11 protein-coding genes and 3 pseudogenes are annotated in these 13322 nt (G+C 77.5%); 7 read left to right on the forward strand and 7 right to left on the reverse strand.

Going from position 1 to position 13322, the window contains the following annotated elements; translation table 11 throughout:
* Window position 1: 1 nt before the first annotated feature.
* Together rsmH and mraZ are read right to left on the reverse strand one after the other, a co-directional pair.
* The gene (rsmH, locus tag JKP76_RS16495) at window positions 2-1510 is read right to left on the reverse strand and encodes a 16S rRNA (cytosine(1402)-N(4))-methyltransferase RsmH (protein WP_242471982.1); all 1509 of its coding nucleotides are present in this window, start codon (window positions 1508-1510) and stop codon (window positions 2-4) included.
* 343 nt (window positions 1511-1853) lie between these two features.
* Window positions 1854-2288 (reverse strand): division/cell wall cluster transcriptional repressor MraZ, encoded by a 435-nt coding sequence (gene mraZ, locus JKP76_RS16500; RefSeq protein ID WP_200491960.1) that lies wholly within the window; start codon window positions 2286-2288, stop codon window positions 1854-1856.
* Between the two features lie 394 nt (window positions 2289-2682).
* On the opposite strand from mraZ, the pseudogene JKP76_RS21460 reads away from it, so the two are divergent.
* The 4 genes and pseudogenes from JKP76_RS21460 to JKP76_RS16515 all read left to right on the forward strand — a co-directional run.
* Window positions 2683-3003, forward strand: a pseudogene (locus tag JKP76_RS21460) (AAA family ATPase); the annotation flags it as partial.
* Between the two features lie 211 nt (window positions 3004-3214).
* Entirely contained in the window at window positions 3215-3496 is a 282-nt protein-coding gene (locus JKP76_RS21465; protein WP_309233072.1) for a hypothetical protein, read from the forward strand.
* A gap of 608 nt (window positions 3497-4104) precedes the next feature.
* Window positions 4105-4821 (forward strand): annotated as a pseudogene (locus tag JKP76_RS24210) (DUF58 domain-containing protein); the annotation flags it as partial.
* The gene (locus JKP76_RS16515) at window positions 4818-7157 is read left to right on the forward strand and encodes a DUF3488 and transglutaminase-like domain-containing protein (RefSeq protein WP_200491962.1); all 2340 of its coding nucleotides are present in this window, start codon (window positions 4818-4820) and stop codon (window positions 7155-7157) included. The pseudogene JKP76_RS24210 and the gene JKP76_RS16515, both read left to right, overlap by 4 nt.
* A 3-nt stretch (window positions 7158-7160) precedes the next feature.
* Here JKP76_RS16515 and JKP76_RS16520 read toward each other — a convergent pair whose 3' ends face one another.
* From JKP76_RS16520 to JKP76_RS22695, 3 genes and pseudogenes are all read right to left on the reverse strand, one after another.
* Window positions 7161-7571, reverse strand: coding sequence for a DUF3040 domain-containing protein (locus JKP76_RS16520; protein ID WP_200491963.1), 411 nt, complete (start codon window positions 7569-7571; stop codon window positions 7161-7163).
* Between the two features lie 126 nt (window positions 7572-7697).
* Window positions 7698-8630: a DNA polymerase IV gene (locus JKP76_RS21470; protein WP_255522696.1), complete on the reverse strand. Its 933-nt coding sequence runs from the start codon at window positions 8628-8630 to the stop codon at window positions 7698-7700.
* Window positions 8631-8730: 100 nt separating this feature from the next.
* Window positions 8731-8907 (reverse strand): annotated as a pseudogene (locus JKP76_RS22695) (DNA polymerase IV); the annotation flags it as partial.
* 296 nt (window positions 8908-9203) lie between these two features.
* Between JKP76_RS22695 and JKP76_RS16530 the strand changes: the two are divergent.
* Genes JKP76_RS16530 through JKP76_RS16540 form a run of 3 tightly spaced genes read left to right on the forward strand, consistent with a single transcriptional unit; the run spans window position 9204 to window position 11661 of the window.
* Complete coding sequence (locus tag JKP76_RS16530; protein WP_200491964.1) at window positions 9204-9470, forward strand: hypothetical protein; 267 nt, start codon at window positions 9204-9206, stop codon at window positions 9468-9470.
* Between the two features lie 2 nt (window positions 9471-9472).
* The gene (locus JKP76_RS16535; protein ID WP_200491965.1) at window positions 9473-10747 is read left to right on the forward strand and encodes a JmjC domain-containing protein; all 1275 of its coding nucleotides are present in this window, start codon (window positions 9473-9475) and stop codon (window positions 10745-10747) included.
* Window positions 10744-11661 carry a sucrase ferredoxin gene (locus JKP76_RS16540; protein WP_200491966.1) on the forward strand — a complete coding sequence of 306 codons (918 nt, stop codon included), beginning with the start codon at window positions 10744-10746 and terminating at the stop codon, window positions 11659-11661. The genes JKP76_RS16535 and JKP76_RS16540 overlap by 4 nt, the downstream gene beginning before the upstream one ends.
* Here JKP76_RS16540 and JKP76_RS16545 read toward each other — a convergent pair.
* Window positions 11651-12436, reverse strand: a complete 786-nt coding sequence (locus JKP76_RS16545; RefSeq protein WP_200491967.1) for an MBL fold metallo-hydrolase — start codon at window positions 12434-12436, stop codon at window positions 11651-11653. The genes JKP76_RS16540 and JKP76_RS16545 overlap by 11 nt on opposite strands.
* A 5-nt stretch (window positions 12437-12441) precedes the next feature.
* Window positions 12442-13311 (reverse strand): alpha/beta hydrolase, encoded by an 870-nt coding sequence (locus JKP76_RS16550; RefSeq protein ID WP_309229612.1) that lies wholly within the window; start codon window positions 13309-13311, stop codon window positions 12442-12444.
* Window positions 13312-13322: the final 11 nt, after the last annotated feature.

A 13322-nucleotide genomic window follows, 5' to 3' on the forward strand; every position in this document is an offset into this window, starting at 1 on the left:
GTCAGTTACCGCCCGCGGGGGTCTCCACCGGCGGCTCGGGCGCCTCGGCGGGCGCCGGCTCCCCGCGGAGCACGGCCGAGCCGTCGGCGTCGAGCACCAGGTAGGCGGCCGGTCCGGCGGGGACCAGCCCGGCGGCGACGGCGGCCGTGGCGATGGCGGCCGAGGTGCCGCCGGCGATGACCTGCTGCTGGAGGAGCGCGACCTCCTGCGCCCGCGCGGCGTTGTCGGCGCGCAGCCGGGTGGCCTCCAGGGAGTCGACGGCGATCGCGGTGTTGAGCACCAGCAGGCCGAGGGTGGTGCCGGCCAGCAGGGCCACGACGAGCAGCACGAACGGCGCGCGCCGGTGCCGCAGCGCCGTGCGCGGGCGGCGGCGGGCGCGCGGCGCCGGCGGGGCGACCACGCTCAGCTGGGGGCGGGCGGTGCGCGGCGCCGTCCGGGGCACGGGGCGCGAGGGCGAGGTCCTCGGCGCGGCGGGCACCCGGGCGCTGGGGACGCGGGCAGTGGCTCGGCTGCTCATGCCGCCCTCCGGATGCGCTCGGCCGCGCGGACGCGGGCGGAGGCCGCACGCGAGTTCGCGGCGACCTCGTCGTCGGTGGCGGCCTCGCCGCCACGGGTCAGGAGCCGGAGCACGGGGCCGTGCTCCGGCAGGGGCACGGGCATGCCGTGCGGCGGTGTGGTCGGTGGCGCCCTCGGCGAGGGTCTGCTTGACGATGCGGTCCTCGAGGGAGTGGAAGGTGATGACCGCGATCCGCCCGCCGACGGCGAGCGCCTCGATCGCGGCCGGCAGCGCGCGCTCGAGCACGCCGAGCTCGTCGTTGACCTCGATGCGCAGCGCCTGGAAGGTCCGCTTGGCCGGGTGGCCGCCGGTCCGCCGGGTGGCCGCGGGGATGGCGTCGCGGACGAGGTCGGCCAGCCGCGCGGTGGAGGTGAAGGGCTCGCGGGCGCGCTCGCGCTCGATCGCGGCGGCGATGCGGGAGGCGAAGCGCTCCTCGCCGTAGACCCGGAGCACCCGCGCCAGCTCCTTGGCCGGGTAGGTGTTGACGATCTCGGCGGCGGTGCGCCCGCGCTCGGGGTTCATCCGCATGTCCAGCGGGGCGTCGGCGGAGTAGCTGAAGCCGCGGTCGGGGCGGTCCAGCTGCAGCGAGGAGACGCCGAGGTCGAACAGGACCGCCTGCACCTCGGGGACGCCGAGGCGGTCGAGGACGTCGGGCAGCTCGTCGAAGACGGCGGGGACCAGGGTGACCCGGTCGGTGTGGCCGGCGGCGGCGATGCGGCGGGCGGCCTCGGCGCGGGCGTCGGGGTCGCGGTCCAGGCCGATGAGGCGCAGGCCGGGGTGGGCGTCAAGGAGGGCCAGCGAGTGGCCGGCCAGGCCCAGGGTCATGTCGACGAGCACGGCGCCGGGGGCGGCACAGGCCGGGGCGAGCAGCTCGGTGATCCGGTCGAGGAGGACGGGCACGTGCACCGGCGGCCGCGGCGCGTCCGGCGCCTCGGCAGGTCCGGTGCTGCTCATCGTCGACTGCCTCTCGGTGGGGCGCGGTGGGGATCGTGGGGCGCGGTGGGGCGGGTGGGTGCAGGTCGTCCGCGGAACCGGTCCGGGGAGGGGGTCCGTCCCCCGCGGGGCGCCGCCTGGCGTCGGGGAAGAGCGTCAGGTGGTGCCCCGCGGGGCCGGGCTGGTCACCGGTGCCGGCCCGCCGGGGAGGGCGGGGCCGGGCGCACCTGCCGGCCCGGTCGGTCCTCGGGGCGTGGACCCAGCAGCGGGGAAGGCGGCTGGGGCCTGGTCCGGTCGAGCCGCGGGGAAGGCGGCTCGAACGGGTTCCCGGGGCCCGGGTGGGGGCGGGTGGGGCGACCTGGGATCACGACAGCGTCGGCATCCCCTCGCTCTCCATGTCGGCGTAGGCGGCTTCCAGCTCGGCCACGTAGGCCTCCCAGTTGCCGGCGTCCCAGATCTCGAAGCGGGTGTCCACGCCGACGACGACGACGTCGCGGTCCAGCCCGGCGTACTCGCGGAGGCTCGCCGGGATGGTGATGCGGCCGGTCTTGTCCGGCTCGATCTCGACCATCGACCCGAAGCTCATGCGGGCGGCCATGCGCGCCCGGGCGGTGTCGGAGGGCGCCATGGCGGCCATCGCGGCGCTCTGCTCGGCGACGCGGGCCATGGTGAGGCCGTAGACGCAGCGCTCCTGGCCCTTCTTGATCACCATGCCGTCGGCCACCTGGTCGCGGAAGCGGACCGGCAGCGCGAGCCGGCCCTTCTCGTCGAGGCGCAGGGGATAGCTGCCGACGAACACCGGCTCACCCCCCGCATCTGTCCTCCACCGGCTCCGCAGCGACCCCTGAGCAGTCCCTGCCTCCCCACCAGGCGACACAGTAACCCACTGGCCCCCACTGGACACCACTCAACGCCGTGTCGCGGTCCACCTCCCCACCGCGCCGCCCGGTCCGGGCCGCCCCCGGCGCCCGGGGGCCGCGCGCACCCCTCCGACCAGGCGCCTGCCACGTACCGTGGGGCGGGTGACGGAGGCGACACGCACCCCCGGTGGGCTGACCGGTCCACCCGTCGACGTCGCCGCGGAGGCCGGCCGGATCGCCGCGAACATCGGCCGCGTGGTCCAGGGCAAGGACGCCGTCGTCCGCCTGGCGCTGGTGACGCTGCTCGCCGAGGGCCACCTGCTGATCGAGGACGTGCCCGGCGTCGGCAAGACCACGCTGGCCAAGGCGCTGGCCGCCTCGGTCGACGCGACCGTCCGGCGCATCCAGTTCACGCCCGACCTGCTGCCCAGCGACGTCACCGGCGTGGCCGTCTACGACCAGGAGTCGCGCGAGTTCGAGTTCAAGCCCGGCGCGATCTTCGCCAACGTGGTCGTGGCCGACGAGATCAACCGGGCCTCCCCCAAGACGCAGTCGGCGCTGCTGGAGTGCATGGAAGAGCGCCAGGTGACGGTGGACGGCGTCAGCTACGAGCTGGCCCGCCCGTTCCTGGTCATGGCGACGCAGAACCCGCTGGAGATGGAGGGCACCTACCCCCTCCCGGAGGCCCAGCGCGACCGCTTCACCACCCGGGTGTCGATGGGCTACCCCGACCGGACCGCCGAGCTGGCGATGCTCGACGACCGCGCGACCACCGATCCCCTGGCCGACCTCCAGCCGGTGGCCGACGCCGCCTCGGTGCGCGGACCTCATCGCGGCGGTCGGCCGGCTGCACGTGTCCGAGGCGGTGCGCCGCTACGTCGTCGACCTGGTCGAGGGCACCCGCCGCTCCCCCGCGCTGCGGCTGGGCGCCTCCCCCCGGGCGGGCCTGCAGCTGCTGCGCGCCGCCCGCGCCGCGGCGGCCCTGGCCGGCCGCGACATGGTGCTCGCCGACGACGTGAAGGCGCTCGCCGTCCCCGTGCTGGCCCACCGGCTGCTGCTGGCGCCGGAGTCGGCCGGGGGCGGGCGCACCGCGGAGCACGTGGTGGCCGAGCTGGTCGCCACGCTGCCGGTCCCCCGCGGGCGCTGACGGCGGTGCCGGGGCCGGGCCGACCGCGGACCGCGCTGACGCGGCGCGGGTGGGTGCTGCTCGCGGCCGGGGCGGTGCTGCTGGCCGCGGGCGCCTCCATGGGCGAGCAGGCCGTGGTGCAGCTGGCCGTCTTCGTCCTCGTCCTCCCCCTCGTCTCCGCGCTGGTCGTCGCCCGGGAGCGGTTCCGGCCGTCGGTCGAGCGGGCCGCGGTGCCGGCGCGGGTGCGCCGCGGGGAGGGCACCGAGGTCACCCTCGCGCTGACCAGCGCCGGCCGCCGTCCCGGGGCCACCTGGCTGCTCACCGAGCACCTGCCGCCCGCCCTGGGTCCCGAGCCGCGTTTCGCCGTGAGCCGGCTGGGCTCCGGGCGCCCGACCGAGCTGCGCTACGCGCTCGTGCCACGCCGCCGCGGGCACCACGCCCTGGGCCCGCTGCGGTCGCGGGTCGTCGACCCCTTCGGCCTGGTGGAGCGCAGCAACGCCGGCACCGGCACCGCGCCGCTGCTCGTCGTCCCCCGGGTGCAGCCGCTGAGCCCGGCGGGCACGCTGGACGGCCACGGCGGCGAGGGCGCCCGCCGGGCGATCGCCGTGCACGGCGAGGACGACGTGAGCATCCGGGAGTACCGCCGCGGCGACGACCTGCGGAAGGTCCACTGGCGGGCGACCGCCCGGACCGGCGAGCTGAAGGTCCGCCTCGAGGAGCGGCCCTGGCGGGCGCGGACCACGGTGCTGCTCGACGCCCGCCGGCCCGCGCACCTCATCGCCGGCCAGCACGACCCCGATCCCGCCGACAGCCTGGAGTGGGCGGTCGAGGCGGCGGCCAGCATCGCCGTCGGCCTGGGCCGGCGCGGCCACGAGGTCCGGGTCGTCACCGAGGACGGCGAGCTGGCCGGCACCGGGCGCCTCCCCGCCGGTCCGTCCGGCGCCGCGGCCGAGGGGCTGCTCGACCGGCTGGGCACGCTGCTGCCCTCCCCGCGCACCGACCTCCGCCCCGGCCTCGAGGTGCTGCACCGCATCGGTGGCGACGGTCAGGTCGTCTGCCTGCTCGGGGCGCTGGGCCCCGACGACGTCGCGGAGCTGGTCCGCGCCCTGCCGGGGCCGGCGCCGCGCGCGGCCGTGCTGCTCGACCTGGGCAGCTTCCTGCCCGCCGTCCGCGGGCACCGCCGCGGTGGCTCGGCCGCGGGCACCGCGCTGGCCGACCAGCGCGACGAGTCCGCCGACCGGCTGCGCGCCGCCGGCTGGCAGGTGGCCGTGGCCCGCGCGGGCGACCCCGTCGCCGTCGTCTGGGCCGCGCTGTCCGGCCGGCCGGTGGCCGGGGCGGTCCGGTGAGGGCCGCGGAGCTGCGCGCGTCGCTGGTCGCGGCGGCCGCCACGCTGCTCGGGGCACTCGCGCTCTCCCCCGTCCTCTCGTCGGGCACCTGGCTGCGCCCGGTGGTCGACGCCGTCCTCGTCGTCCTGGTCACCGGGCTGGTGCTGCGCGGCGCCGGGGCGGCGCTCGCCGCCCGCGCCTTCCCGGACCGGCCGGTCCCCCGCGTGCTCGCCGTGCTCGGCACCGCCGTGGTCCCGCTCGCCCAGCTCGCCGCCCTGACCGCCCACCTGGTCCGCCGCTCCACCGACGTCGGCGGCCTCCTCCCCACCCGCGCCGGCGTCGAGGCACTCCTGCCCGTCCTGCGCGACGGGGTGGAGGAGATCCGCGAGCAGGTGGCGCCCGCGCTGCCGGTCGCCTCGCTCACCGCCCTCGTCGTCGGCGTCGTGGGGCTGGTCGCGGTCCTGGTCGACCTGCTCGCCGTCACCCGGCGGGGCGCGCTCGCCGGCCTGGCCCTGCTCACCCTGGCCGGCGTCCCGGTGTTCACCCTCGGCGGCGACATCGGCCTGGTGCCCGTCGTGGGCCCCGCGGCCGGGTTCGGGCTGCTGCTGTGGTCCGACCAGGCCGGCCGGCTCGACGCCGGCCGCCGGGTCAGCGGGCCGCGCAGCGCCGGCGGGAGCACGGCCGCACGCATCGGCGGGGTCGCGGTGCTCGTCGCGGTCCTGCTCGGCGGGACGCTGCCCACCCTCGCCGAGGGGACGCTCAACGGCGGCACGGGCGGGGGGTCCACCGGGACGGCGCTGGACCCGGTCGCCGAGATGGCCGGCGAGCTGACCCGCAACGACCCCATCGACCTGCTCCGGCTGGAGACACCGGTGCCCGACCCCGGCTACCTGCGCGCGGTCACCATCGACCGGTACGACACCGAGGGCGGCTGGACGCTGACCGAGCCGCAGACCCAGCTGCCGCTGAACGCGCAGCTGCCGACCGGCCACTACCCGCAGTCCGGGCGGCCGGTCACCGCCACGATCGAGGCGGTCGGGCACGACGACCGCTTCCTGCCGGTGCCCGTCGCGCCGCAGGCGGTGTCCATCGCCGGCGGGGAGAACGGCTGGCGCTTCGACCCGGTCACCGACACCGTCGTCGGCGCGGACGTCTCGAGCCGCGGCCGGCGCTACGAGGTGACCGCGTCGGAGGTGCGGCCCTCGCCGGAGCAGCTGCAGGCCGCGCCGCCCCTCCCACCGGGCCACCCAGAACTGGTGCGCTTCACCCAGCTGCCCGACCTGGACCCCCGGGTGACCGCCGAGGTGCGTCGGCTGGTCGACGGGGTGGAGGGCGGTTACGCGCGCGTGCGGGCGATCCTGGACTTCCTCACCGACCGCGCCAACGGCTTCGAGTACGACCTCTCCACCGCCCCGGGCACCAGCGGCGACGACCTGGTCGACTTCCTCGCCGAGCGGCAGGGCTACTGCGAGCAGTACGCCGGGGCGATGGCCGTCATGGTGCGCGCCGCCGGCATGCCGGCCCGGGTGGCGCTGGGCTACACGCCGGGCACCGCTCAGGAGGACGGCAGCCGGCTGATCACCACCGACGACGCGCACGCCTGGGTGGAGGTCTTCTTCGTCGACCTGGGCTGGGTGCCGTTCGACCCCACGCCGATCGACGTCAGCCGCCGGGCCGACCTGCCGTGGGCACCGCGGGTGGCGACCGAGGACCTGCCCGAGCAGGCCCCCGAGCTGGCGCCGGAGATCCCGCCCGAGCTGCTGCTGCTGGACCCGCTCAACCCGCTGGTGCCCGGGGGTGGCCCGGACGACGGCGCCGTGCCCGACGCCGCCCCCGCGGCCGCGGAGAACCCGTGGCCGGTGCGGTCAGGCCTGGTCCTGCTGCTGGTCGGGGCCGCGGCGGCGCCGGCCGGTGTCCGGCTGCTCCAGCGCCGCCGGCGCCTGGCGACCGGTGAGCCGCAGGCGCTGTGGGACGAGCTGACGGCCACCGCCGACGACCTCGGCATCGCCCGGGATCCCGCCTGGACCCCCCGCGAGGCCGGCGCCGCGCTCGGCGGGCGGACCGGGCCCGAAGGCGCCGCGGCGATCGGCCGGCTGGCGCGGGCCGAGGAGCTGGCCGGCTACGGCCCGCCGGCCGCCGCCCCCGAGGACGGGCTGGCCGAGGCGCTGCGCACCGCCCGGCGGGAGCTGCGCGCGGGCGTCGACCGCCGGACCCGGCTGCGGGCGACCGCGTGGCCCGCCTCGCTGCCGGCTGCGGTGCGGGCGGGGCTGCCCGCATGGGCATGTGGGCTGCCCGAGATGCGCCGCAGCCGCCGCCCCGGAGGGCGGCGGCTGCGGACGGGAGGTGCGGGAAGCTGAGGGCTACTGGTCGTAGCGGCGGCGGAACCGCTCCTCGAGCCGGTTCTTCAGCGGCGGGCGGCCGGGGCGGCTGCCGCGACCGGCCCGGGCGGGGCCGGCGGGACCGCGACCGCCGGCCGGGGCGGGCCCGGCCTCCACGGCGCCGGTGGCGGCCTTGTAGTGGAGGACGGCCAGCGCGGCACCGCCGAAGGCGATGAGGAAGCCGATCACCCCCAGGATCACCGAGTCGGCGACCGCGCCGCCGACCAGGACGGCGAAGCCGACGACGACGAGACCGGCGCCGATCTGCAGCCGGCGCCGGGCCTTCAGCCGGCGGTCGCCGGTGCGGACCGACGAGGCGAACTTCGGATCGTCGTCGACGAGGGCGCGCTCGATCTGCTCCAGCAGACGCTGCTCGTGTTCGGAGAGCGGCACGTCGACCTCCAGGTGGGCGGAGCCAGGGCCGTCGGTGGCTCCCGCCGACGGTGACATCGAGGATACGAGCCCTTTGCGGGGCGCGAAAGGTGACCTTACGGCGAGCCGTGGACGATGTGCCGGTGGTCACCCCTCCGGGTATCGCGCGGGGGGTCGCGGGCGGGTCGCAGCGGCCCCTCCCGACCGTCCCGGGCGACCGTCGCGGTGCAGCAGGGTGGCCGGTCGGACGGCTCCCGCGCCGAACCGGCGGGCGGCGCGGTCGGCGGCGAGCTCGGCGTCGCGCCGGCCGTGCTCGCGGGCGCCGAGCTCCAGCTGCTGGGGTGCCGACCCGGCCTCCACCAGCCGCTCCGCGCGCACGCCGACCAGCCGGATGCGGGCCCGCTCGAGGCCCAGCGCGTCGAACAGCGCTCGGGCGGTGTCGTAGAGCTCCTGCCCGACGTCGGTCGGGACGTCGAGGGTGCGGCTGCGGGTGATCGTGGCGAAGTCGGCGAAGCGCACCTTGATGCTCACCGTGCGGGCCAGCCAGCCGCCCGACCGCAGCCGGCCCGCCGTCCGCTCGGCGAGCAGCAGCAGCTCGCGGTGGATGACCGCCGGGTCGTCGACGTCGGTACCGAAGGTCTCCTCGTGGCCGGTCGACTTCTCCGGCTCGTCCGGGACCACCCGGCGCGGGTCGCGCCCCCAGGCCAGCTCGTGCAGGTGGCCGCCCGCGGCCGGGCCCAGCGCCCGCTGCAGCGTCCGGGCCGGGACGTGCGCGAGGTCGCCGACGGTCTTCAGCCCGAGCCGCAGCAGCTGCTCCTCGGTCTTGGGGCCCACGCCCCACAGCGCGCCGACCGGCAGCGGGTGCAGGAAGTCCATGACCTCGGCCGGCCGGACGATCCGCATCCCGTCGGGCTTGGCGGAGGTGGAGGCGAGCTTGGCGACGAACTTGCTGCTCGCCACGCCGACCGAGCAGGTGATCCCCTGCTCGTCGAAGACGCGGGCGCGCAGGTACTCCCCGATCTCCGCGGCGTCGCCCAGCCGCCGGCCGGACCCGGAGACGTCGAGGAATGCCTCGTCCATGCTGAGCGGCTCCACCAGCGGGGTGATCGAGCGGAACAGCGGCCATCACCGAGCGGGACACCTCGCCGTAGAGCGCCAGGTCGCCGGGGAGCACGGTCGCCGTGGGGCACAGCCGCAGCGCGCGGGCGGTGGGCATGGCGGCGTGCACGCCGTACCGCCGCGCCTCGTACGTGGCCGAGGTGACCACCCCGCGGTTGCCCGCCCCGCCGACGATCACCGGGGTGCCGGCCAGCTCCGGGTGGCGCCGGACCTCGACGCTGGCGAAGAACGCGTCCATGTCGACGTGCAGCACGGTGCACCCCTCCGCCCGCCCGGTCACGCCGCCCCCTCTCCTGTCGAACACGTGTTCGATCCCTGGGGAGACACTATCGGCCCGGACGGCCGTGGGCGCGGCCGCGGCGCGGGTCCGTGTCCCAGTCGTGATGCGGGCTGGGGAGGGGGCCGCGACGGGGGCTGTGACGGAGGCGCGGTCCCCGCTGGTGGGACACCAGGTGTGGGGCCAGGATGCGGGAGGTAGGACAGCCCTGGAGAGCCGCCGTCCGGCGGCCCGACCCGAGACGAGCGGAGGAGCCCATGGCTCTGGACGACGAGATGACCAGCGGCGACGGCGGTGCCGACGGCGGCGCGGACAGCGGCGCGCACGGCCCGGCCGACGGCAGCGCGGGCGCGGCCGACCACGGCGCGGCCGGCACCCCGGGCGGTCACGACGGCGGCGCGGACGGTGGTGCCGATGGCGGCGCGGACGGCGGTGCCGACGGCGGCGCCGATGGCGGCGCGGACGGCGGTGCCGATGGCGGCGCGGACGGTGGCGCCGACGGCGGCGCGGACGGTTCGGCCTGAGCGTGGACCCCGCCCCGCAGGGCCGGGCGGAGCAGCCGCTCCGCCCGGCCCTGCGGCGGTGCACGAACACCGAGCCGGAGGTCTTCGCGCGTGAGCACTGGGGCCGGCACCCGCTGCTGACCCGCGCGGCGGACACCGGCAACACCTTCACCGACCTGCTCGACCTGGCCGCGGTCGACGAGCTGCTCTCCCGCCGCGGGCTGCGCACCCCGTTCCTGCGCATCGCCAAGGACGGGCAGGTGGTCGACCCGAAGCGCTTCACCACCTCCGGAGGCGCCGGTGCCGAGGTCGCCGACCAGGTCAGCTCGGACGCGGTGCTGCGACTGTTCGCCGAGGGCAGCACCGTGGTCCTGCAGGGCCTGCACCGGCTGTGGCCGCCGCTGATCGAGTTCGCCGACCAGCTCGCCGCCGACCTGGGCCACCCCACCCAGGTGAACGCCTACGTCACCCCGCCGTCCTCGCGCGGGTTCGACCCGCACTACGACGTGCACGACGTCTTCGTGCTGCAGGTGGCCGGCCAGAAGCACTGGACCATCCACGAGCCGGTGCTGCGCGACCCGCTGCGCACCCAGGTGTGGACCGACCGCCGCGAGGACGTCGCCGCCGCGGCCACCCGCGAGCCGGTCGTCGATGCCGTCCTCGAGCCGGGCGACGTCCTCTACCTCCCCCGCGGCTTCCTGCACTCGGCCACCGCGCTCGGCGAGATCAGCGCGCACCTGACCATCGGCGTGCACTCCGTCACCCGCTGGGGCGCCGCCGAGGCGGCGCTGGACCTGCTCCGCTCGCTGGCCGCCGAGGACCCGGCGCTGCGCGGCTCGCTGCCGCTGGGGGTGGACCTCGCCCGCCCCGACTCGATCCGCGACCACGTCGCCACGGTGATCGCCGGGCTGCAGGAGTGGCTGGGCCGGGTGGACCCCGACGAGATCGCCGAGCAGCTGCGCGCCCGGACCTGGGCGCAGGTGCGGCCCGAGCCGGTCGCCCCGCTGGCCCAGGCGACCGCCGCGGCCGCGCTCACCGCCGACACCGTCCTCCGGCTGCGCCCGCGGCTGCGCTGCGCGCTGCGCGACGGCGACGACGGCCGGGTGACGCTGGTGGGCGGCCGGCGCACGCACACCTTCCCGAGCTCGGTGCGCGACGCGCTGACCGAACTGCTCGCCGTCGGCGAGCTGAAGGTGGGCGACCTGCCCGGGCTGGCGCCCGAGGACCGGATCACCCTGGCCCGCCGGCTGGTCACCGAGTCGGTCGCGGTCGTCCCGGACGCCGTCCCCGGGTCGTGACCGCCACCGACCTCCCGCCGCGCCCGCCCGGCCGGCTGGACGCCGCGCGCTGCTCGGTGCAGGCGCTGGCGCGGGGCGACTCCGGTATCGCCACTGCCTCCCCCGTGCAGCGGTGGCTGCTGGTGGAGCAGCCCGGACCGTGGGGGCGCGACGCGCTGCTGCAGTCCCGCTTCGACGCGCAGGTGGCCCCGCTGCTGGCGGAGCGGGCCCGGCGGGAGGACGTCCGCGTCCTGCTGGTGCGCCGCCCGGGCGATCGGCTGGCCGACGCCGGCGGCCGCTGGGCGTACGCCGACAGCCGCCCGGGCCGCGAGGGCCTGTGGTGGTCGGTGCGGACGTCGGACGCCGACCTGCTCACCGCCCCCTGGGACGGGTCGGTGGGCGAGCCGGCGTCGCTGCCCACCTACCTGGTCTGCACGCACGGCGGGCACGACGCGTGCTGCGCGCTCCGCGGCCGGCCCCTGGCGCGCGCGATGCCCGCCGCGGACGTGTGGGAGTGCAGCCACCTGGGCGGGGACCGGTTCGCCGCGAACGTCGTCGTCCTCCCCCACGGCTTCTACTACGGGCAGGTGCCCGGCGACGGCGGGCTGCTGGTGGCCGCGCACGAGCAGGGCGAGGTGGCGCTGGCGTGGCTGCGCGGGCGGGCCGGCCTGGCCGCACCCGTGCAGGCCGCGCAGCACGGCGCGCGGGAGGAGCTCGGTCTGCTGGGCGTCGACGACCTGGCCCCGCTGGGCGCCACCCGGCTGCCCGATCCGGCGGCGGGCACCGAGCGGTGGGAGGTGGCGCTGGCCGGCCCGGCCGGGACGGTCACCGTCGTCGTGGAGAGCCGCCCGTCGGGCGAGGCGGTGCCGCTGACCTGCTCGGCGGTCCGGCCGGGCCGGGTGCGCACCTGGCACCGGGTGTCGGTCAGCCGCTGACCAGCTCGACCGGTCGCCCGAGCGGCAGCCAGCGGACGCGCTCGCGCACGTCGGCCGGCGCGGTCGCCAGCTCCCGCTCGACGGCGTCCCGGCCCTGGCGGAAGTGCGACCAGCCCTCGTAGTGCACCGGGACGACGGTCCGCAGCCCGCCCCGGGCCACCAGCTCGACCGCCTGGCGGGCGGTCATGGAGTAACGGAGCGGGCCGGTCACCGGGAAGCGGACGCCGCCCAGGTGCAGCAGGGCGGTGTCGATCCGCAGCCGGTCGACGACGGCCCGGACGCCGCCGAACAGCACGGTGTCGCCGGAGATCCACAGCACGCCGTCCTCCTGGCCGGGCCACTCCAGCGCGAAGCCGATGACGTGCCCGGCGACCGGGCGGCTGAGCGGCGGGCCGTGCCGGGCCGGTGTCGCGGTGACCCGCAGGGCCGGCCGGCCGGGCGCCTCGAGCTCGGTGGTCTCCCAGGGGTGCAGCCCGCGGGCGCCGTTCCCCAGCCGGGCGGCGCCCGGCCGGGTGGTGAGGACGGCGCCCGCCGAGGGCAGCAGCGCCCGGCCCGCGTCGTCGAGGTTGTCGGCGTGGTGGTCGTGGCTGAGCAGGACGGCGTCGACGGGGAGGACCTGCTCGACCGGGAGGGCCGGCCCCGCCACCTTCCGGGAGGACGTCCCCCAGCCGAAGGCGTACCTGCGGCCGGGGGCGTCGAAGGTGGGATCGACCAGCAGCCGCCAGCCGCCGGTCTCGATCAGGACGGTGGGCCCGCCGACGTGGGTGAGCCGCACGCCCTTCACGGCCGGGCGCCCGCCCGCCGCGGGGTGGTCGCGTGCCGCTGGGCCCAGGCGAGGGCGTGGTCGGCGATCGCCTCCCAGCCCGCCTGCGCGGGCAGCAGGTGGGCGTAGCCGGGGTACTCCTCGTGCTCGGTGAGCAGCGCGTCGTCGTAGTGCTCGACGTTCGACCGCTGCACGCTCGGCGGCATGATGTGGTCCTCCCCGCCGGAGATGAACAGCAGCGGCGGGCGGTCGGGGTTGCGGTAGTCGACGGCGGCGTCCTGGGGGCCGGGCATGAAGTCCGCGAGCACCGTGCTCCAGAGGATCCGGCCGGAGGCGGGGATCGCGTACCGCTCGTAGAGCGCGCGGGACTCCGGCTCGTCGAAGGTGTTCGTGAACGCGTAGTGCCACTGCTCGTAGGTGAGCGGGACGGCGCGGTGCCGGTTGGCCGGGTTCTTGAACGCCGTGAAGGTCGCGCGCAGCTGGGACAGCGGGTGGACGCGCACGCCCTCGGTGGGAGCCGAGTTGAGCACGACGCCGACCGCGCCGTACCCGCGGTCGAGCAGCAGCTGGACGAGCGTGCCTCCGGCGGAGTGGCCGATGAGGATCGGCGGCTGCTCCAGGCCGCCGACCACCTCCTCGAGGCGGGCCATGACCGCGGGCAGGGTGAGTTCCGCGATCGGGGTCGGGTCGGCGTTGAGCGCCTCGACCTCGACCTCGAAGCCCGGGTAGGCCGGGGTCAGCACGCGGTAGCCCGCCGCCTCGTAGCGGGCCTTCCAGTGCTCCCAGCTCCGGGGCGTCACCCAGAAGCCGTGCACGAGCACGATCGTGTCGGGACCGCCGGCGGGCGGGCCGGGGGCGGACGAGCGGGGCGCGGGGATGTCGGTCACGGGTCGGCTCC

The organism is Blastococcus sp. TML/C7B (genome assembly GCF_016612845.1).
GTDB lineage: Bacteria > Actinomycetota > Actinomycetes > Mycobacteriales > Geodermatophilaceae > Blastococcus.

Bases quoted from the DNA above. Each gene is read 5' to 3' on its own strand.
- rsmH (WP_242471982.1), bottom strand. From the start codon at position 1,510: ATGAGCAGCACCGGACCTGCCGAGGCGCCGGACGCGCCGCGGCCGCCG.
- JKP76_RS21470 (WP_255522696.1), bottom strand. From the start codon at position 8,630: ATGGACGAGGCATTCCTCGACGTCTCCGGGTCCGGCCGGCGGCTGGGC.
- JKP76_RS16530 (WP_200491964.1), top strand. From the start codon at position 9,204: ATGGCTCTGGACGACGAGATGACCAGCGGCGACGGCGGTGCCGACGGC.